This is a genomic window from Paenibacillus sp. JT22N15 (assembly GCF_059383755.1).
On sequence record NZ_JBXENV010000001.1, the window covers coordinates 722337 to 742015 of the forward strand.

Consider the following 19679-nt stretch of genomic DNA (forward strand, 5'->3'; position numbering starts at 1 on the left):
TATCGCCAGAAGCTCTTATCATTCTATACCTTGTTAGTTGCTGATCCAACCGCCATCGACAGGCAGTTCTATACCCGTTACGAACTTGGATTCGTCCGAAGCCAAATACAAGTACGCATAGGCAATATCCAGCGATTCGCCGGCATGTGGATGCAAAGGCGCCAGGTTCTTGTAATGCTCGCCCATTTCAACCTGCGATTTAATGCCAGCTTTCTCGACCATCCCCGTAAATACCGCTCCCGGATGAACGGAATTGACACGAATGTTATCTTTGGCAAACCATTGTGCCGTATGTTTAGTCAGTGAGCGTACCGCACCTTTGGATGCACTGTATGCCGCACCCTGCGCATCAGCAATTCCGCCGATAATCGCTGCAATGGACGACGTATTCACAATCGACCCTCGTCCATTTTTTTGCATATGCGGAATGACTGCTTTCATGCCAAGCCATACGCCTGAAGTGTTAATGGACATCACTTTATCCCAATCCGCCAGTTCAGCTTCCAAAACGCCCTTGGCGATATGAATGCCTGCATTGTTAACGAGAATATCGATTTTTCCGTATTTGGTAATCGTTGCTTCTACAACCGCGTTCCACGATTCTGGACTGGATACGTCCAGCTTCAATGCGATTGCATCTCCGCCATTTTCCACAATTTCGCTCACTTTAGCCTGCAGCACGTCCTCGGCTACATCCGTTACGACAACCTTTGCGCCTTCTTTGGCAAATAATTGTGCTCCAGCAAGCCCCATGCCGCTGGCCGCCCCTGTAATAATGGCTACTTTACCTGTCAATCTACCCATTCTGATCATCCTTTCTATCTGACAACTATAGTATAAGGAGGATTTAGAGCGTTCTCAATCGGCAAATGAAAGCGCTTTTGTACGTTTAGCAACGGATTAAAACCGTTCTGTATGATAATCTTTAATAACGAACAAATGAGGGCCAAAGTGTTGATCTTTTTAAAAAATAGTCCTGTCCATGACCGCTTAAGGAGTCCAGCAACGAAAATAAAAAGCGCCCGGAATTCCGGACGCCATTCATTTATAATCTACTTTATTCTATTGCTTGTGATGCGAAACGGCCTTTAGCCTCGCGGGTTTTAGAAAGAAGCCTGCTTGACTGGGTCCCGTTCACTGCCCAGATCAAGCGTCCGTGCAGTTGAAGTATGAATTTCACTTATAAGCTCTGGATTGTTCAACAGCTGCACGCCATATGAAGGAATCATTTCTTTAATTTTCGGTTCCCATGCTTTCATATGCTGCGGGAAGCATTTCCCCATCAGCTCAAGCATAACGGAAACAGCGGTTGAAGCACCCGGAGATGCGCCGAGCAAGGCAGCTATCGAGCCATCAGCGGCATTAATGACTTCCGTACCAAACTGCAGCGTTCCTTTGCCGGCAGCTGTATCTTTAATGACTTGCACACGCTGGCCAGCTATTACTAGCTCCCAATCTTCGCTTTTGGCGTTCGGGACAAATTGGCGTAAAGCTTCCATACGCTGTTCTTTCGATTGCATAACTTCCTTGATCAAATATTGGGTCAATGACATATTTTTCACGCCTGCTGCCATCATCGTGACCAAATTATCCGTTTTTACAGAAGCTAGCAAGTCCATCATCGAGCCGTTTTTCAAAAACTTTGGCGAGAAACCGGCAAAAGGTCCAAAAAACAACGATTCCTTCTTGTCGATAAATCTAGTGTCCAGATGGGGAACCGACATCGGTGGCGCGCCAACTGGAGCTTGACCGTAAACTTTTGCATGATGCTGCGCGACAATTTCCGGTTTTTTACACACCATAAATATGCCGCTTACCGGGAATCCTCCAATGCCTCTTCCTTCAGGAATACCGGATTTTTGCAGTAAATGCAGGCTTCCGCCCCCGCCGCCGATAAAGACGAATTTCGCATTCCGGCGCTCAACAGAGCCATTATCTACATTGCGTACTTTCAATTCCCACGAGCCGTCGCCAGCACGTTTAATATCATCCACATTATGCTTGTATTTGATATCGACATTTTTACTCTTCAAGTGGGTAAACAACATGCGCGTTAAAGCGCCAAAGTTAACATCCGTACCGGATTCAATTCTTGTAGCCGCTATAGGCCCATTCAAGGTCCGGTCCTTCATAATAAGCGGAATCCATTCCAGCAGCTTACCCGGATCTTCGGAATACTCCATTCCTTCAAACAGAGGATTGTTAGACAACGCTTCAAAACGCTTCTTCAAAAACGTTACATCTTTATCCCCTTGTACTAAGCTCATATGAGGCAATGGCGTAATAAAATCCCGCGGATTGCGGATTAAATTGCTTTCCACAAGATAAGACCAAAACTGCTTGGAAACCTGATACTCTTCATTTACTTTTATAGCTTTGCTAATGTCTACGGAGCCGTCTGCTTTCTCGACGGTGTAGTTAAGCTCGCACAAGGAAGAATGCCCTGTTCCTGCATTATTCCATTCATTAGAGCTTTCTTCTCCTGCGCTTGCAAGCCGCTCAATTACTGTGATTTCCCAGTCCGGTACTAATTCCTTCAGCAGTGACCCCAAAGTCGCACTCATAATACCGGCACCAATTAAGATAACGTCTGTTTTGGTTTGTCTGTTGCTCATTTCTACCGTCCTTACACTAATATTTGAAGAAAAAATGTAGGCTTTCCTGCCTGCTTAGACTGCTATGCGGGCTAATCAAACACCTTTTCTGATTCACGTATTTCCTGATCAAAGTTAGCCTTATTATTAAAGTGTTAAGATATTTACTATTATAAAGCCTTTACAATTCATTCACAAGAATAGGGAATAGGTTACAATCCTATCGCCTCGTTGCTATATCGTCAGTTTTGGATATCCGATCATCCCCAATAAGTTTTACTCTCAAACAACTTGAAAAAAAAAGCGATTTCAACAGCAAAAATCAGCCTGAGAGCAGAAAACATACATTCTCAGGGGAGAAAGGAATATCAAACTTCATTTGAACATTACTACTATCATATCACAAAAGTCACTCACTGTTAGCACTGATTTTGAACATGGCTGTAACGTTGCAAAACGAACCTTTGTTGATGCTTAAGGTGCGGCTTCCTGCATGAATGCCCTCCGACTTGATTAGGCTTTCCGTAGCTCTGTCTTTCGTTGGCGTGCATCCCGGTAAGCATATCTCCGATACGCTCAAATAATTGGTTAATCATTAGTCTGATTTAGGTATTTTAGACAAGCTGTAATTCTTCTATAAATGAACGAAGTGTATTCGTTAATAACGAATCTTTTCGACGAATAAATACAGTCGTAACTATCGCGAATTAGAAAACTTCGATACCGAAGAATTAGTATCGTTTTAATCATACTCGCAAGCATGATTTTTGGAGTCATCTATCTATTATTCATCCGGGCTACCGACGAGATTAGGGGCGATTTATACCCGATTTCTCAGAAACAAGACTCCATGCAAGGTCTCAGTATAAATTCATCTCGAACGCCGGATGAAGTTCCTGTTTCTCATAAAGTGGTATACCTCACGTTTGATGATGGGCCAAGCAAATATACAAATGAGATTCTGGATATTCTAAAAGATTATCAGGCGAGAGCAACTTTCTTCATGATTGGAACACAGTTGGATGGGCACAAGAACGAAGTTCAGCGAATTGTCATCGAAGGCAGCTATCCTGGACTACATAGTATGTCGCATGACTTCAACATATTATATAAGAGTGGTAGTTCAACTCATTTTATTGAGGAATTTCAAAGAGAACAGCAGTTAGTGGAAGACATTGTAGGTTTCGCCCCGAATCTGATTCGAGCCCCATATGGGAGTGAGCCACAGATCGATGAAGAGTTTCGCGGGGACATATCCGCATCCGGTTTTCGAATGTGGGATTGGACCGTGGATTCTATGGATTGGAGTTCCTCCAAGAGGCGGGCTATGAGTTTAACGTGTACGATCCCAACAATCCCTTTATAGCCAATTTTAGAGGTGACTCACGTTTGTAATGAACAAGTCAGTGCTAATTGAACAAACAGCGTCTTATTGAAAAATAAGTAACCGCCAACAGCAGCTCCATAAGAGAGTCGCCATGGCGGTTACTTTTTTAAAATATAGGAAAGTATATGATTTTGCCATACTTTCTCTATATTTCTCGGACTGAAACGCCGCGCGCCGCCAGAGGACGGCGAGAGCCGTTTCACCTTGATCCACAATACAAAGGCTAGCGGTTCATCCAACCGCCATCTACGCAGAGGACGTGGCCGTTCATATAATTTGATGCAGCGGAGGCGAGGAAAATCGCCGGCCCCATCATGTCTTCGGATTCGCCCCAGCGAGCGGCTGGGATACGGTCGAGAATTTGCTTACTGCGTACCGGGTCCTCGCGAAGCGCCTCGGTGTTGTCCGTGCTCATGTAGCCCGGAGCAATCGCGTTCACCTGCACATTTTTTGAAGCCCACTCGTTGCCAAGCGCCTTGGTCAAACCAGCAACCGCATGCTTGCTCGCAGTGTAGCCTGGCACATTGATGCCTCCTTGGAAGGACAGCATCGACGCGATGTTGATGATTTTGCCTGAGCCCTGCTCAATCATATGGCGGCCAGCCAGCTGGCTGAGCACATAGACCGAGTTCAGATTGACGTCAAGCACCGCTTGCCAATCCTCAAAGCTGTGATCAGCTGCAGGCGTGCGGCGGATAATGCCCGCGTTATTGACCAAGATGTCGAGGCGTCCAAGTCCTGCAAGCGTCTGATCGATAATGCCCGGAAGCAGGCTGCGGTCAGATACGTCCGCTTGAATCGATACCGTTTTGCGGCCAAGCGCCTGAATTTCCTTCTCTACGTCTGCAGGAGGCGTGCTGTTCGTAACCAGCGCAATATCTGCTCCCGCTCTCGCCAAGCCTATAGCAATCGCCGCGCCCAGACCACGTCCGGCGCCTGTCACAATCGCAGTTTTTCCTGTTAAATCGAAAAAGCTCATCTTTACACCATCCTTATCTATCCTTTAAAATCAGGCCTTTTCAATTCGCACGCCCTGCTGCTCGTATTTGGCAGCGACAGCCGGATCAATGTGCGAATCGGTAATGATCGTATGGACATCCTTCAATTCGGCAAACGTAAGCAGCGCACCCTTGTCGAACTTGCTGTGGTCAGCTACGCAATAAATATCGCGCGAGCATTCCATATAAACCTGCTTGAGCTTGGCCAGTTCCTCGGTGAAAATCGTCAGCCCATACTCCAGATGAATACCCGTCGTCGATAAAAACAGCTTATGAACATTCAGCCGCTTGACCCACTCCTGCCAGTCCGTACCGATGAGCAAATTTTGAAAACGGTATCCGCCCGGAATGACGAGGCGGATCTGTTCCTTCGCCGTCAGCTCGCGAATAATAAGCAAGTCGTTGGTCAGTACAGTCAGCGGCATGTTTTTGAGCCGCCGCGCGATTTCAAGCGTCGTGCTGCCAGCATCCAGCGCGATAATATCATTTTCAGCAATATGGGTTAACGCCTGCTCGGCGATTGCCACCTTCTCTTGCTGATGCTTGCTGTTCGGATATTGCAAAGGGAATAAGCTCTCATCATCTGGAGGAAGCACCGCTCCCCCATGCATGCGCTTGAGCAGTCCCTTCTCCTCCAGCCGCTCCAAATCCTCGCGTACCGTCTTTTCCGTCACCTTGAAACGCTCGCTCAGCTCGGATACTTTGACGCTGCCCTTCTCCTCCAGCTGAATAATAATTTGTCGATGACGTTCAGCGGCAAGCATGTTACTTAAGCTCTTCCATTTTCACAGCATCCATATCCGTGAACGTGTAGTTCTCGCCTGCCATCGACCAGCAGAACGTATAGTTGCTAGTGCCTACGCCCGAGTGGATTGACCATGGCGGCGAAATAATCGCCTGCTCATTGGCAACGACCAGATGTCTCGTCTCCGAAGGCTCGCCCATCATATGGAATACGCGTGCATCTTGGTTCACATCGAAGTAGAGGTAAGCTTCCATACGACGGTCATGCACGTGCGAAGGCATCGTGTTCCAAACGCTTCCTGTTTTGAGGCTTGTTACGCCCAGCATTAATTGACAGCTTTGAATGCCATCGCCATGGATATACTTGTACAATACGCGCTCGTTGGATGTTTCCAGGGAACCCAGGTGAGTCGGATTCGCTTCTTCCATCGTCATTTTGCGAGTCGGATATTCCGCATGCGCCAGTGCCGAACAGAAATACAGCTTCGCTGGATTCGCTTTGTCCTTGCTTGCCAGCTGCACATCGCGCTTGCCTTTACCTACATATAAAACATCAAGACGGCTAAGCTCGTACGACTCGCCATCAACCGTAATAACAGCATCGCCGCCAATGTTCAGGAAGCCAATTTCGCGGCGCTCCAGAAAATATTCAGTTTTCAGCGTATCTCCCGCTTCCAGTGCCAGCTTCTCGTTCACAGGGAACGCGCCGCCAACAACCATGCGGTCATAATGCGTGTAAACCGAAGTAAGGCGATCCTGCTCAAACAGGCTTTCGATCAAAAATTCTTGACGAAGACGCTCCGTCGTATATTGCTTAACATCCGTTGGGTTAGTAGTGTGGCGAATTTCCATAGTAATTGTTCCTCCTCAAGGATAATAAAATAAATGGGGTCAGGCGCACCTGAATAGGTTTGAAAATGTTCGTTTTAATAATAACACACTTTTTCAAACTTAAACAATACAAATTACCGTATTCTTCGTTTATATCTATTTGCGGGGGCGCAGCCATACTATTCAAAAACGCCCTTTTTTATGTTAGGGTATATATCATCAAAGATCGCCTATAGGAGCGGAGCGAGTTGCATGCATGCTTTATTTCGCAATGAAAAAATACAAATGGTCGGCATCGCGCTTGCAACAGCTATAGGCGCCGAATTTAGAATTACACCATTTAGCGGGGATTTTTACCGCATTGGCCTCGGCGTCAGCATCTTTTTATTTTTTCTGCTGCAATTTCGCCATCTTTCGTTTGTGAAAACAGGCTTTCTGGCCGGCATTGCCGCTGTCATTTTCCAATCTGTGGAGTGGCTGATCTACACGCATTCCACATCCATTTTGGCGAGCCTGCAAAATAATGCTCCCGCCGCCCTTTACTATACCTTCTTTGCCTGGTGTATCGGCAAGCTGCTCGGACGGTCCAAGGAAATTCAGCCGCTGGCGCTGGGCGCATTCGTTACGCTTGTGGATTTTTCCTCCAATTTGCTGGAGCTTTTGTTTCGAAATATTTTTCTCGGCACGGCGCCCTATCACTTCAATGAACTGGCTCTGCTGCTCATTACGGCCGTCATACGCAGCTATTTTGTCATCGGGCTTTACAACAGCATGGCCATCCAGCAGTTCAAGATGCTCCATGCCGAGCAGGAGAAACGTATGGAGCAAATGCTGAATGTCGGTTCCAGCTTGTATGGAGAAGCATTTTACCTGCGGAAATCGATGGATAATATAGAAGGCATTACAGCGAGCAGCTTCGAGCTGTACGACAAGCTGCGGCAGGAGCAGCCCGAGCTTGGCAAGCAGGCGCTCGTCGTCACCCAGCAAATTCATGAGGTTAAAAAAGATACACAACGTATTCTCGCCGGGCTGCTGAAGCTGTTCCATAATGAGACGCTTACCCAGATGAGCCTTGAAGAGGTTGTGCATTATGTGAGGAAAGGCAATGTGGAATATAGCGAAATGCTGGGGAAACAGATTGTTTTCAAGCAGCAGGTGGCGCTAGATATGATTACGCCTCATTATATTGCGCTGCTCACGATTCTGAACAACTTGGTGGCAAATGCCGTTGAAGCCATTGAATATAGCGGCTCCATTGACATTGAAATCAGCCAGCACAGCGGCAAGCTGATCATGATCGTTGCCGATTCCGGCAAAGGCATACCGCCTGAGGAGTCCGAGCTTGTGTTCGAGCCGGGCTTTACGACCAAATTTGATCAAACGGGAATTGCAGCCACCGGCATTGGATTGTCCCATGTGCGAGATATTATTTGTTCATTTAAGGGTTCGATTCGTGCAGAGCAGCTGGATGATAGGCCGGGCACCGCTTTTATCGCCGAGTTGTCGCTTGCTGCGCTAAACCATCCGGATACAACGCCAAACTTGAAGGAGGCCCTCCATGTCCATTAGCTTCGTAATCGTAGATGATGATGCCGTCAGCAGACGGATGCTGCACAATATAATAGAGCAATCTGGCTTAGGCGAAGTATTGGGTACAGCTGGAGGGGGAGTCGAGGCCGTAATGCTTATCGATGAGCTAAAGCCCGATGTTGTGCTGATCGATCTGCTCATGCCCGATCAGGACGGCATTACGACGATCGACCAGCTCCGGGCTATCCGCTACAGCGGCAAATTTATTATGATCTCGCAAATCGATAACAAGGATATGGTTGGAAAAGCCTATCGCAGCGGCATTGAATTTTTCATCCATAAGCCCATCAATCGCGTTGAAGTGCAAGCTGTTTTACATAAGATGAATGAAAGCTGGAAATATGAGCGTTATGTAACGGAAATGAAGCAGTCGCTCGCCAAGCTCGATATTATCGAGCGCCAGCCAGCCGTGCAGGAGCGCAGCATCCGCGAAGCTGCCCGCCAAATTTTAATGGACATGGGCATTATTAGTGAAGCCGGAAGCCGTGATATGATTGCCGCCGTCGAACATTTGGCCGCGCAGCCGCAGCCTGCTGCTTTCCCTTCATTAAAGGGATTATATGAGGCAGTGGCGCGTACCAGCAAGCAAAGCCAAAGCGACATTGACAAGGAAAGCAAAGCCATAGAGCAGCGAATGCGCCGCGCTGTCATGACGGCGCTAACGAATATCGCCTCTATCGGGCTGACGGATTACAGCAATCCGAAGTTCGAGCATTATGCCCCGTTATATTTTGACTTTAAGGATGTCCGGCTCAAAATGAAAATGATGGACGAGGAAGCTGCGCCCGATAAAGGCAAAGTCAACATCAAGAAGTTTCTTCAAGTGTTCTTTATGGAAGCGATGGAAAAAATAAAGCAAGCGTAAGCGGTCAGGCTACCCCTTTTTTATCCAAAAAGAATAGGGAAAGCCGATAAGAGACCAATAGCAGCAAACAGCTCACCGCTAGAAGGACTGCACTCCCTACAGCTGGAAAATTTAGCGTATTCGCGCTGCTGGACACACCTCCCAAAGCCAAGAGAAAAGTCACAGGCAGGGCAACCGCTACCATGCCGACTAGTTGACTTGCTCTAAAACCAAACCAGTAATAGATCGGATAATAAAGCGAAGCATAAACAGCAATAATGAAAAAAATGATTGGAATAAAAGAAGCTGCATACACCATTTCCCTTCCTACTATTGTTATATTGATGGCGTATACGGAAACGCTCGCGACAATTCCTATGAGTGCAAATAAAAGGACAGCTGCATATTTCGCCTGCACGATCGATTTACTGCTGACAGGCAGGCTGGCAATGACGATCATGCTTTTATTTTTGGCATCCAAGGTAGCGGAAAAGGTCATGAGCATAATAGCAGAAAGCGCAGCTACCAAAATGAAGGAAGCATAGTTATACAGCATGAAGCCGAATAAATACAAATAGAGCAGCACAAACAAAAAGTAATAGCGCAAAATAAATAAATCCTTACGTAACAGCAGCAGCATGGCCTTTTTCCCCCTTAGCGGTAAAATACATAATATCCTCCAGTGCAGGCCGGCTAAGCTGCGCACCACCACCCACCATGGCAGCTATTTCATGGCCCCTATCTGTCAGCCCCTCGAATCCGACCAGCGATTTCCGAATGCCGATAAAAGCCGCTTTGACGCCTGGAGCTTCAAGCAAGCTTGATGGTCCTTTCACAAGCACATACCGCTCCTGAATTTGCTCCTTCGACTCGTTAAAGACCAGCCTGCCGCGATGTAGAAACGCTATATAATCCGCAACCCGGTCCAGATCGGTCGTAATATGGGTCGAAAATAAGATCGACTTCCGCTCATCCAGCATGATTTCGGCCAATAAATCCAGCAGCTCGCGCCTAAAAACCGGATCAAGCCCCGCTGTCGGCTCATCCATAATGAGCAGATCCGCCTGATGGGATAGTGCGAAGGCTAGAGACAGCTTCATTTTCATCCCCTTGGAAAGACTGCGTATTTTCATTTTGGGCGACAGCTCAAAGCGCTCAAGCAACCGGGAAAAAGCGTGATCGTCCCATTTTTTATAAAACGGGGCAATAATATTTTTCATCGATTGGATCGATAAATGCTCGTAATAATGGCATTCATCGGATACGAAGCCGATACGCTGCTTTATTTCCGCCTCCTTCAAGCTTTGAGACTGTCCAAAAATCGTGATTTCCCCCTTATCCGGCCGGGTAATGCCCATAATCATTTTAATTAATGTCGTTTTGCCTGCTCCATTCGGGCCAATCAGCCCGGTTATGTACCCCTGCTTGAATGTGCTGGACAGGGGCTCGATGCCGAACATTTTATACTGCTTGGATATTTCGGTCAGTTTAATGATGTCGCTCATGTGTCCAAATCTCCTTCCTCATATAGCAGCTGCATATGCTGCTGAATTTCACTCAGGCTCAGGCAGAGAGCCTTCCCCTCCTTAATGACCGCCAGCATTTGCTGTTCCAGCCGCTTCATTCGCTGCTCTCTAACAAAATCGGCGTTTATGCCCGTTACGAATGAGCCTTTGCCAACGACAGAGTCAATAAGCCCTTCCTTCTCCAATTCCTCATAAGCCCGCTTCGTCGTAATGACGCTGATCTGCAAATCCTTAGCTAGCTGCCTAATGGAGGGCAGCGATTGTCCTGAGCCAAGTTTCCCGCTTAAAATCTGATTGCGAATTTGCTGGGTAATTTGTACATAGATCGGATCATTCGAAGCGTTGGATAAAATAATGTTCATTTCCATCACCATGCTTAGCTGTTTAATGTATATATAGTATATATACACTATACGCTCCGTATATGTCAATAACGCTTGGCTATACTAAGCTTCGAGCAAATTTGGGGTCTTTTTCTGTTTTAGCGAATAGCTGCTCCCACTTGCGTAACCTTATCTGACAGAGTTTATGGCGAAATCGTAAATGTAAAACGCTTACAAATATCTCCGACATTATTTTCTGTCGGATTTTATTATTTTTTATAGTCGGATCTTTAAAATAGGTGGCAGAAGGTCAATAAGTCTAACATTAATGGAAATGGGGTTTTCATTTATGAAGAAAATCGGATCACTTTTAATTACCGGCCTGCTTGCTCTTACCCTTAGCGCATGCGGCAGCAGCAACGAAAAAACACCATCCGCTTCGGACGGCACGGGTTCTTCGAATGAGGTTGTGACGTACACCATTGGAACTGACGCTACATTCCCTCCTTTCGAATACCAGCAGGATGGCAAATATGTCGGCATCGACATCGATATCATTCATGCCATTGGGGAGCTGGAAGGCTTTAAGGTTGATTTGAAGCCTATGAACTTTAAAGGCATTATCCCGGCGATTTCTGCCAAACAGCTCGACGCTGCCATTGCCGGCATCAGTATTACGGATGAGCGCAAGCAGGTTGTGAACCTGTCCGATACGTATTTCGAAGCAGGCTTGTCGCTGGTCGTACGTTCGGATAATGATACGATTACGAAGCCAGAGGATTTGAAAGGCAAAGTCATTGCGATTAAAAAAGGGACGGCCGGCTCTAAAAAAGCCGAGGAATTAGCGAAGGAATACAACATTACCCTCAATTATTTTGACGATAGTCCGGCGATGTTCCAAGAGGTTGTAAACAAAAATGCCGATGCTACCATTGAAGATTACCCCGTTATCTCTTATAAACTGGTTGTTGATCCAAACGCCAATTTGAAAATCGTTGGCGAAAGGCTGACTGGCGACCATTATGGCATCGCAGTGAGCAAAGACAACGAAGAACTGCTGCAAAAAATCAATGACGGCATCAAGAAGCTGAAGGAAAGCGGCAAATACGATGAAATCATTAACAAATATATAGGAACGTCTGCAAAATAAAGACGAAGACATCCTGTGAAATGAAGGAGCTGTGAATTTCATGATGTCCTCGTGGCAAGTTATTGTGGATGCGATGCCCTTGCTGTTGCAAGGGTTATGGATAACGGTCAAAATTGTTGTCATCTCGCTGCTGATTGCATTCGTAATCGGATTAATTACGGGATTGATGAATACATCATCGAGTAAAATTTTAAAGTTTATTGCAACGCTTTATATCGATATTATTCGCGGTACGCCGCTGCTCGTCCAAGTGTTTTTCATTTATTTCGCCTTGCCGGCATTTCTCGACATCCGTATTCCTGCGGAGACAGCCGGGATCATCGCAATCAGCGCCAATGCCGGTGCTTATATTGCGGAAATTTTCCGCGCCGGCATTTCGTCGATTGATAAAGGGCAGCGGGAAGCCGCCCGCTCCCTCGGTCTCAGCCAGGTGCAGACGATGCGCCTCGTCATTTTGCCGCAGGCGTTCCGCCGCATGATTCCCGCTTTCGTCAATCAGTGTACGATCAGCATCAAGGATACGTCGCTATTATCCGTAATCGGAATTAGGGAGCTGACCCAAAGCGGTGAAATTATCATTTCTACCAACTACCGCGCTTTTGAAATATGGGGAACGGTTGGCGTCTTGTATTTCATCATTATTTATGGTATTTCACGCCTGTCCCGTGTGCTTGAAAGGAGGCTGAGCCTGAAATGATTATTGTAGAAGGTTTGCAGAAAAAGTTTGGCGACAATGAGGTGCTTCGGGATATATCCACCACTATTACCGAGAAGGAAGTCGTCTGTATTATTGGCCCTTCCGGTTCAGGCAAAAGCACCTTCCTGCGCTGTCTTAATTTGCTGGAGGAAGTGACGTCCGGCGTTGTAACCATTGGCGACGTTACCGTCACGGCTCCTAAAACGAATATTGACAAGCTGCGGCAAAATGTCGGCATGGTGTTCCAGCAGTTTAATCTATTTCCGCATTTGACGGTGCTGGAGAACATTATGCTGGCGCCTAAGCATATTAAGAAGGTGGGCAAGGAGACGAATGAAAAGCAGGCATTAGCGCTGCTGGATAAAGTCGGTCTTGCCGCCAAAAAGGATGAATACCCCGCCCGCTTGTCCGGCGGACAGCAGCAGCGTGTCGCTATCGCTCGTGCGCTGGCGATGAACCCGCGGGTCATGCTGTTCGACGAGCCAACCTCGGCACTCGATCCAGAAATGGTCGGCGAGGTGCTTCAGGTGATGAAGGATTTGGCTCATGAAGGGATTACGATGGTAGTCGTGACGCATGAAATGGGCTTCGCCCGCGAAGTTGCAGACCGCGTTATTTTCATGGATGGCGGGTATATTGTCGAGCAGGGTCCGCCCGCTGCTATTTTCGATACACCCCAGCATGAGCGTACGCAAGCTTTTCTGAGCAAGGTGCTGTAGGCTAAAATATGGGCTGCCAAGAACAAAGAAGCTTTCGCCCCTATATTGACGGGGAGCGAGAGCTTCTTTGTTTTATTCCATACGGCTATCCTTATCGTCAGCCCGAATACGTTATACTAGCGTTGCAAGAGCCTCCGGTGTGAAAGCTTGAAGCTCATTCCATCGGCCTTCGCGTATTTTCACAGCCCATTCCGGATCCCCAACAGCGCGCGTCCAACCCCAATGACCCGCGTGTCATTCGAACACGCCAATTAATATTAGATGCTTTCATGTGGCAGTTAAATCATACGGACTTTCATACGATGACCATTATGGACATTGCAAAAAAAGCGACGATTAATCGGGCGACGTTTTATACCCATTTAATGGAGCCAGGAAGGCAGACAGGAAGCCCCATCCGCCTTAGCCCGCAAAATCGTTCCATTAATCATTGGCGGGATTTCTCAATTACATGTAGTAGAAGAGCTATAACCCCCATCGACGGGCGCTAGCTTGCAGCTGACAGCTTAACGACGACAATATCCGGGCGATTGAACAAGCGCTGGGGAACGACGCTGTTGCCAAGCCCTCTGCTGACCAGCATATTCGTATGACCGTTTACATATTGGCCCGCATCGTACACGGGCAGTAAACCCTGCCCCGGAGCGACAAGTCCGCCAATAAACGGCAGCCTGACTTGCCCGCCATGGGCATGGCCCGAGAAGGTCAGATCGATACCTTCACGAACATAGACGTCAAACAGTTCAGGACGATGGGACAGCAGTATCGTGTAAAGCCCTTCTTCTGCTTGCTTTCCCGCCTCCGCTTTCGTTGCGGCACCCGCACTCTCTTTCCCGGCTATGTTGGCAAAGTCTTCAATAGCTGTTTGAATATTTTGCTCCGCCGCCTCTGCATCATGTCCAGCAAACGATGAAAATTTCGGATCATCGATGCCTAGCAATCGGATTTCTCCAGCTGCGGTCACAGCCCCAGTCTCAGCCCCGCTCCCTGCTCCACTTCCAGTTAAATTACTACTTCCAACAGGGATGCTTTCCGCCTCATTCCGCAGGACATGAACGCCAAGCTCCAGCAGCTTTTTCTCCAGTACCGGGTAACGTGCGTAAGCATATTCATGATTGCCCGTCACATAATACACAGGGGCCAGCTTCACGATTTCTGCCATTAGCTCAAGGCTTTCCGCCTCGCCTCCACGCCTGCTATCAATTAAATCGCCTGTAACGACGATGATGTTCGGCTGCTGATTTTCCACCTTGCGAACGAGCCGCTGCTGCTTATCACCAAATCTTTTGCCATGCACATCGGATAACTGCACAATGGTAAAGTCCTTCAGCCCCTGCGGCAGCTTCGCTGACGAAAGCTGAAATGACGACACCGTCAAAGCATTATTTTGAAAATAAAGAAAAATGATGATAGCAGCTACAGCGGCTATGAATATCCCTACTCTTTTGAGCAACTTGCGCATAAGCTCCTCCTCTTCTTTTTATGTTCCTCTATGATTTCCTGCTCTTTCCTCCTGTCTATTATACCTGTTTCTATTGCTGAACCAAGGTTAAACGGCTGTCGCCCTCCTTTTTGCGGCGCGGCGCGTTTTAGTCCGAGAAATATAAGCCCATTATAAGGATGAAACTTATAAATGCTTATATTAAAAAATAAGCGGGACGCCGCATGCGCCCCGCTCTTATTCGATTGCCTTATACGTTAACCTTTTTCACGGCTTCGCTCATCTCATGCGTCTGCTGCCGAAGCAGACTCGACGTTTGCGCCACCTTCTGGAACATGACCGACTGCTCGCTGGTCAAGCGGTAAATCTCATCAGAGCGTTCCGAAACGCCCGATGCAATATGCGCAATCGCATGGACGGACGCCGCAGCCTCCTCAGACCCTGCTGTCATCTCCTCCGCCGATGCGGATACCTCTTGAATGCGCTGCGTCACGGTGCGGAAGGCGTCCACCACATGGGTAAAAGCTTGCTCCGCTTCCGCCGTAATCGCTACGCCTTGGCCAATCTCTTTGGCGGTAACGCCCATCTTCGTGCCGATGTGCTGGGATTCCTGCTGAATGCCAAGCAGCAAATCCGATATCATCTGCACCGATAAGCTTGAAGCCTCCGCCAGCTTCCGCACTTCATCGGCTACAACAGCGAAGCCTTTGCCATGCTCGCCTGCATGGGCTGCTTCAATCGAAGCATTCAGCGCCAGCAGCTTCGTCTGGGTAGCAAAATCCCGTACCGCTTGCAGCGCCCCGCCTATTTCCTGCGAGTAGCCGCTAAGCACATCGACCATTGCAGCGACATCTCCGGCTACCGCGGAAATGTTCTCCATCTGATTTTTCATCTGGGTCATGCTTTCTTTGCCAGATTGCGCTGTGGCCAGCGCGCTTGTCGCCGCATCCGAAACAGCGGTCGAGGACTCGGATACGCTGGTGATTCCTTTAGCGATTTCCTCCATCGCATTCGCGCTGTCGCTTGCGCCTTGCTTCTGCGTATGTGCGCCCTGCCGGATATGCTGCACGGAATGGTCAACCGTCTTGCTCATGACCAGCATCTCCTCCGCATTGCGACTGAATTGCTCTGTCGAATCAACTAAAATATTCGTCGTTGCCGCAACACCTGCAACCATATCGCTAATGATTTTATTCAAGTTGCCGGACATATGAATCATCGCTTTAAACGTACTGCCGATTTCGTCCTCGCTTCTGAGATGGTACGCCGTCAAAATCTGATTGGCCTGCGCCAGCTCGCCATGCGCCATTTTATCGACACTGTCCTTCAATACTTTAAGCGGTCTGAGCCCCTTTACGACAAAGCGCAATACGATCGCAATGGCCGCAACCGTTATGAACAGCAGCAGGACATAAAAGGGAATGCTCGACTTAATAATATCCGATTCAATATCGCTAACAACGGATACAGCCGTATCAATGCCAATGACGCCAATCAATGCGCCGCTGCTGTCCAATAAGGGAGCGTACGAGGAAATATATTTGCCGTACTCCTCATTGTCAATAATCGGCGAGCTTGCTGTGCTTCCTTGCAGCAGTTTCTGAACCGCATCGCCCGGCATATCGGTCACTTCATTAATCGGTGATGCCTTATCCGCATCCTTCATGCCGTCCACCATAATAAGCGGCGTGCCCTTGTCATCGATTTTCACGAAATACACATACATGGCGCCGATGCGCACGCGAAAATCATCAAGCTCATCACGTATGGTCAAAAATAAATCATTTTCCTTCGGTTCTTTGGCAAACTCAGCATAAGCAGCTGTATCCAGCTGGTTGACGTAGCTCTGAGCAATCTGGATGTTATAGCTGGAAATGGCCTCCTGTGCAGCTGACTTCATGTTCGCCAGCTGCAGCAATACGCTGCCGGCAGAGATAATAACAATGACTAGCGTAACTACCGCAACAATGCGTGCCACTAAACGTTTCCTGAAAAATCCGATCATCCGATCCTCTTCCTCCCGCATCAAACCCAGCCTTTTTTACTAGTCCGCTACCCAAATCTAACATGCTTCAAGCACTATGTATGTTGAAAATATTAAACGAATATGTCGAAATTCGCAAGAAATTATTGGGCCACCGCTTGCAATCACTTACGAAATAAGAGGTGAATGGAAGGCAGGGTCGTGCTCCCTGTTTCAGGGGCTTGCTTCGAGTACAAAGACACAAAGATAGACTTGGTGGACACAGCAGCCGCTATTTCCACAAAATCACGGGTTTAGGCACTGTCTGCGGACTCAGGAGCAGCTAATGTGCTGCCAAAAGCCATTTTGATGGGATAAGGAGGGCCATAACGGATTTCCTGTCCGCTTACGGCCTGAAATCGAATAAAAAGCCAAAATAGCGGAACCTCAGTCCTCAAAAAAACAGTGAGCATTCTCGAGCTGCGCGCCATCAGTAATAGTGATCTCAGAACAGTGATCTCAGAACAATGACCTCTGCCACGGAGCTCTCAGCCAAAATCGCATGCTGCGGTTCCCACCCTCGAAACGATAAGATGAGACTTGCCTCGAATAAGAGTTACGCAAGGAGCAGCATGCCAACTCTAGTTACCTATCCAGCCAAGAAAAAAGGCGGAGCCCCATAGCCCCGCCTTCTACCTCTGCATTTCCTTGCTTACGCCTTCTCCACTTGAAAAACAAACTTCCATTTAGCAGCGTTGCCGGAGTATCGGCCTCTGTTTTCCACGACCTTTACATCAAGCGTATGCTTCTTGCCCGACGTCACCGTTGAAGCCTTGAAAGACTTATTGGCTGTGCCGACATCCGGAATTTTGTCCTGCTCGATTGCCGTTGCCTCCAGCTTCACGAGCTCGCTTGGCTTTAGTGTAAGCTTGATGCTGTCACCAGCGGCTACGGCCTTTCCATTGATCAAAACCTGCGTCTCCCACTCATTCCCCACAGAATCGTTCGACACCAAATCCTCACTAACGAAGGTGACCTTAATCGTCACCGTCTTCGCAGCTGCCGCAAGCGGCTGTACAGCAATTGCAGTAAGCAGCGCGACCATGAGCAGCACGCGCAAGCTTTTGACCAGCATGCTGAAGTTCCTCCTTTCATTTTTTATGAATTTTCCTTTTATGCCATTATTAATCAGGCATATATTCTATAACGGCAGCTTGCAGCAGTTGTATAAGATCGGCATTCATATATTCGTATTCATCGGGAATGTGCAGGCAAATGACCCGCTTCTCGCTTATCGCATAGGGAAACTTCTCCTGCATACGGCGCAAATGCTTTTTCTCCATGACAAAAATAACGTCAGCCCAGCCGAGGTGGCCTTCGGTCACTCGCACTCTAGCCTGCGGCTCTGTTCCGGCAGAACGCACCTCATGTCCATCTACACCATTCAGCACCGTTTCAGCTGTCAAGCTGCGCCATTTGTTCCGGCTGCATATAAATAATAGCTTGCTCATCCTACAGCTCGATGCTCGTGTAATGCTCCACGACCGGAAACGGATCATAATAATGATGCAGCAGCCGCTTCCACTCCTGATATTCTGCGGAACCGCGGAAACCCTCTGTATGATCCTCCAGCGTCTCCCATTTCACGAGCAGCAGGTATTTATTTTGCTCCTCCAGGCAGCGCTGCAGCTCATGATGCACGTAGCCTTTCATGCTGGAAATGATTTGCGAAGCTTCCTTGAAGCTGGCCTCGAACGAATCTGCGAGCCCTGCCTTGACCTGTAAAATAGCAACTTCCAAAATCATAAGTGCACGGTCCTCCCGCTGCATTTTCAACCTGCTTTTATTATTTTGCCGAAATAAATTGAACGACACCAATAGACATCAACATCAAAAACATAACAACAACAAAACCTATAGCGAATTTCAGTCCGCCAGGCAAGCTTTGCCGTTTTCCGTGCTCCTGCTCTAACTTCTCCAGCCGCAGCTTAATTTCATCCAGCTCTCTTTCCTTATTCTCCTCCATCATGCGCCACCTCTTCCTCCTAGTAGATATCCTTATTCTACCACAAAAGGAATCGCCATCTTCCCTAGCTCCTATCCAGCAGCTGCTTTAAGCGGCCGGGAAAATCCGTAATAATGCCGTCCACCTGCTTGTCTAGCAAGGCTAGAAAATCTTGCTCTTCATTCACGGTATAAGGATAGACAGCGATATTGGCCTTTGCGGCTTCCGCCGTATCCTCGGCGTCAATGCTGCTGTAATGCGGATGCAGCGAAAATACTTCGCAGCCCATCAGCCCGGCATAAGCTGCTGGCGCAATTAATGCCGCCCCATAAAGCAGACCGATCCGCAGCTCCGGCATCCGCGCTTTCAGCCGTGCCAGCAGTTTATGATCGAAGGAGGAAACAATCGTGCGCTCCATGCGTCCAGGCTCCTGCAAAAAAGCGTCCAGCGCTTCATCCAGCGCGCCGTTATAGGAGTCCTTCGCTTCTACATTAATTTCAATAGGCTTTGGAAGCAGCGCATAAACCTCCTCCAGCAGCGGTGCCCGTTCCCCGCTAAATGCTGCGGCAAATTTGCTGCCCGCATCCGCCTTGCTGATCGCCTCATAATTCATGCTGCGGATCAGGCCAGTCTGCGTCGTCGTCCGATCCAGCGTCTCATCATGGCAGACGACCAGCTTATTATCAGCTGAAAGATGAATGTCCAGCTCGACCATATCACAGCCTTGATCGGCAGCTAATTGAAAGGATGCGAGCGTATTTTCCGGGGCTTCGCCCGCTGCTCCCCGATGCCCAATAATAAGCGGACGCTTCGCTGTTTCTTTGTTGTTTCCGGCTTCTCCTGCTTGCTGCTTATTCATCCTTCCAC

The 19679-nt window shown here is 48.1% G+C and carries 21 protein-coding genes; 6 read left to right on the forward strand and 15 right to left on the reverse strand.

Features of this window, described 5'->3' with window-relative positions:
- Positions 1 to 33: 33 nt before the first annotated feature.
- Both AC50X8_RS03190 and AC50X8_RS03195 read right to left on the reverse strand, forming a co-directional pair.
- Positions 34 to 804, reverse strand: a complete 771-nt coding sequence (locus AC50X8_RS03190; RefSeq protein WP_056043375.1) for an SDR family NAD(P)-dependent oxidoreductase — start codon at positions 802 to 804, stop codon at positions 34 to 36.
- Positions 805 to 1103: 299 nt separating this feature from the next.
- Positions 1104 to 2636, reverse strand: a complete 1533-nt coding sequence (locus AC50X8_RS03195) for a malate:quinone oxidoreductase (protein WP_494878695.1) — start codon at positions 2634 to 2636, stop codon at positions 1104 to 1106.
- Positions 2637 to 3354: 718 nt separating this feature from the next.
- On the opposite strand from AC50X8_RS03195, the gene AC50X8_RS03200 reads away from it, so the two are divergent.
- Positions 3355 to 3960, forward strand: a complete 606-nt coding sequence (locus AC50X8_RS03200) for a polysaccharide deacetylase family protein (protein ID WP_494857775.1) — start codon at positions 3355 to 3357, stop codon at positions 3958 to 3960.
- Positions 3961 to 4204: 244 nt separating this feature from the next.
- On the opposite strand, the gene kduD is transcribed toward AC50X8_RS03200, so the two are convergent.
- The 3 genes from kduD to kduI are packed head-to-tail and all read right to left on the reverse strand — an operon-like array spanning position 4205 to position 6575.
- Positions 4205 to 4960 (reverse strand): 2-dehydro-3-deoxy-D-gluconate 5-dehydrogenase KduD, encoded by a 756-nt coding sequence (kduD, locus tag AC50X8_RS03205; RefSeq protein WP_056043364.1) that lies wholly within the window; start codon positions 4958 to 4960, stop codon positions 4205 to 4207.
- Positions 4961 to 4990: 30 nt separating this feature from the next.
- Entirely contained in the window at positions 4991 to 5743 is a 753-nt protein-coding gene (locus AC50X8_RS03210) for a DeoR/GlpR family DNA-binding transcription regulator (protein ID WP_494878550.1), read from the reverse strand.
- A gap of 1 nt (position 5744) precedes the next feature.
- Positions 5745 to 6575, reverse strand: coding sequence for a 5-dehydro-4-deoxy-D-glucuronate isomerase (gene kduI, locus AC50X8_RS03215; protein ID WP_056043359.1), 831 nt, complete (start codon positions 6573 to 6575; stop codon positions 5745 to 5747).
- Between the two features lie 231 nt (positions 6576 to 6806).
- On the opposite strand from kduI, the gene AC50X8_RS03220 reads away from it, so the two are divergent.
- Complete coding sequence (locus AC50X8_RS03220; RefSeq protein WP_494878552.1) at positions 6807 to 8123, forward strand: ATP-binding protein; 1317 nt, start codon at positions 6807 to 6809, stop codon at positions 8121 to 8123.
- Complete coding sequence (locus tag AC50X8_RS03225; RefSeq protein WP_494857770.1) at positions 8113 to 9009, forward strand: response regulator; 897 nt, start codon at positions 8113 to 8115, stop codon at positions 9007 to 9009. The genes AC50X8_RS03220 and AC50X8_RS03225 overlap by 11 nt, the downstream gene beginning before the upstream one ends.
- 4 nt (positions 9010 to 9013) lie before the next feature.
- Here AC50X8_RS03225 and AC50X8_RS03230 read toward each other — a convergent pair whose 3' ends face one another.
- From AC50X8_RS03230 to AC50X8_RS03240, 3 genes are read right to left on the reverse strand one after another with little or no spacing between them, the layout of a single operon-like run.
- Entirely contained in the window at positions 9014 to 9628 is a 615-nt protein-coding gene (locus AC50X8_RS03230) for an ABC-2 transporter permease (protein ID WP_494857768.1), read from the reverse strand.
- Positions 9609 to 10493 carry an ABC transporter ATP-binding protein gene (locus AC50X8_RS03235; protein ID WP_494878557.1) on the reverse strand — a complete coding sequence of 295 codons (885 nt, stop codon included), beginning with the start codon at positions 10491 to 10493 and terminating at the stop codon, positions 9609 to 9611. Before AC50X8_RS03235 ends, AC50X8_RS03230 begins: the two co-directional genes overlap by 20 nt.
- Positions 10490 to 10876: a GntR family transcriptional regulator gene (locus AC50X8_RS03240; RefSeq protein WP_056044034.1), complete on the reverse strand. Its 387-nt coding sequence runs from the start codon at positions 10874 to 10876 to the stop codon at positions 10490 to 10492. Before AC50X8_RS03240 ends, AC50X8_RS03235 begins: the two co-directional genes overlap by 4 nt.
- A 310-nt stretch (positions 10877 to 11186) precedes the next feature.
- On the opposite strand from AC50X8_RS03240, the gene AC50X8_RS03245 reads away from it, so the two are divergent.
- The 3 genes from AC50X8_RS03245 to AC50X8_RS03255 are packed head-to-tail and all read left to right on the forward strand — an operon-like array spanning position 11187 to position 13403.
- The gene (locus AC50X8_RS03245) at positions 11187 to 11987 is read left to right on the forward strand and encodes a transporter substrate-binding domain-containing protein (protein WP_494878562.1); all 801 of its coding nucleotides are present in this window, start codon (positions 11187 to 11189) and stop codon (positions 11985 to 11987) included.
- A gap of 40 nt (positions 11988 to 12027) precedes the next feature.
- Complete coding sequence (locus tag AC50X8_RS03250; RefSeq protein ID WP_056043344.1) at positions 12028 to 12684, forward strand: amino acid ABC transporter permease; 657 nt, start codon at positions 12028 to 12030, stop codon at positions 12682 to 12684.
- Positions 12681 to 13403 carry an amino acid ABC transporter ATP-binding protein gene (locus AC50X8_RS03255; protein WP_494878564.1) on the forward strand — a complete coding sequence of 241 codons (723 nt, stop codon included), beginning with the start codon at positions 12681 to 12683 and terminating at the stop codon, positions 13401 to 13403. The genes AC50X8_RS03250 and AC50X8_RS03255 overlap by 4 nt, the downstream gene beginning before the upstream one ends.
- A 487-nt stretch (positions 13404 to 13890) precedes the next feature.
- Here AC50X8_RS03255 and AC50X8_RS03260 read toward each other — a convergent pair whose 3' ends face one another.
- The 7 genes from AC50X8_RS03260 to AC50X8_RS03290 all read right to left on the reverse strand — a co-directional run bounded on the left by AC50X8_RS03260 (position 13891) and on the right by AC50X8_RS03290 (position 19671).
- Positions 13891 to 14865 (reverse strand): metallophosphoesterase, encoded by a 975-nt coding sequence (locus AC50X8_RS03260; RefSeq protein WP_494878566.1) that lies wholly within the window; start codon positions 14863 to 14865, stop codon positions 13891 to 13893.
- A gap of 229 nt (positions 14866 to 15094) precedes the next feature.
- Positions 15095 to 16849 carry a methyl-accepting chemotaxis protein gene (locus AC50X8_RS03265; RefSeq protein ID WP_494878568.1) on the reverse strand — a complete coding sequence of 585 codons (1755 nt, stop codon included), beginning with the start codon at positions 16847 to 16849 and terminating at the stop codon, positions 15095 to 15097.
- A 670-nt stretch (positions 16850 to 17519) separates the two neighbouring features.
- Positions 17520 to 17942 (reverse strand): hypothetical protein, encoded by a 423-nt coding sequence (locus AC50X8_RS03270; RefSeq protein WP_056043334.1) that lies wholly within the window; start codon positions 17940 to 17942, stop codon positions 17520 to 17522.
- Positions 17943 to 17991: 49 nt separating this feature from the next.
- Positions 17992 to 18318 carry a low molecular weight protein tyrosine phosphatase family protein gene (locus AC50X8_RS03275; RefSeq protein WP_494878570.1) on the reverse strand — a complete coding sequence of 109 codons (327 nt, stop codon included), beginning with the start codon at positions 18316 to 18318 and terminating at the stop codon, positions 17992 to 17994.
- A 1-nt stretch (position 18319) separates the two neighbouring features.
- On the reverse strand, positions 18320 to 18613 hold the full coding sequence (locus AC50X8_RS03280; RefSeq protein ID WP_056043328.1) for an antibiotic biosynthesis monooxygenase family protein: 294 nt from the start codon (positions 18611 to 18613) through the stop codon (positions 18320 to 18322).
- Between the two features lie 40 nt (positions 18614 to 18653).
- Positions 18654 to 18836, reverse strand: coding sequence for a hypothetical protein (locus AC50X8_RS03285; protein ID WP_056043325.1), 183 nt, complete (start codon positions 18834 to 18836; stop codon positions 18654 to 18656).
- Positions 18837 to 18897: 61 nt separating this feature from the next.
- Positions 18898 to 19671, reverse strand: coding sequence for a glycerophosphodiester phosphodiesterase (locus tag AC50X8_RS03290; protein WP_494878573.1), 774 nt, complete (start codon positions 19669 to 19671; stop codon positions 18898 to 18900).
- Positions 19672 to 19679: the final 8 nt, after the last annotated feature.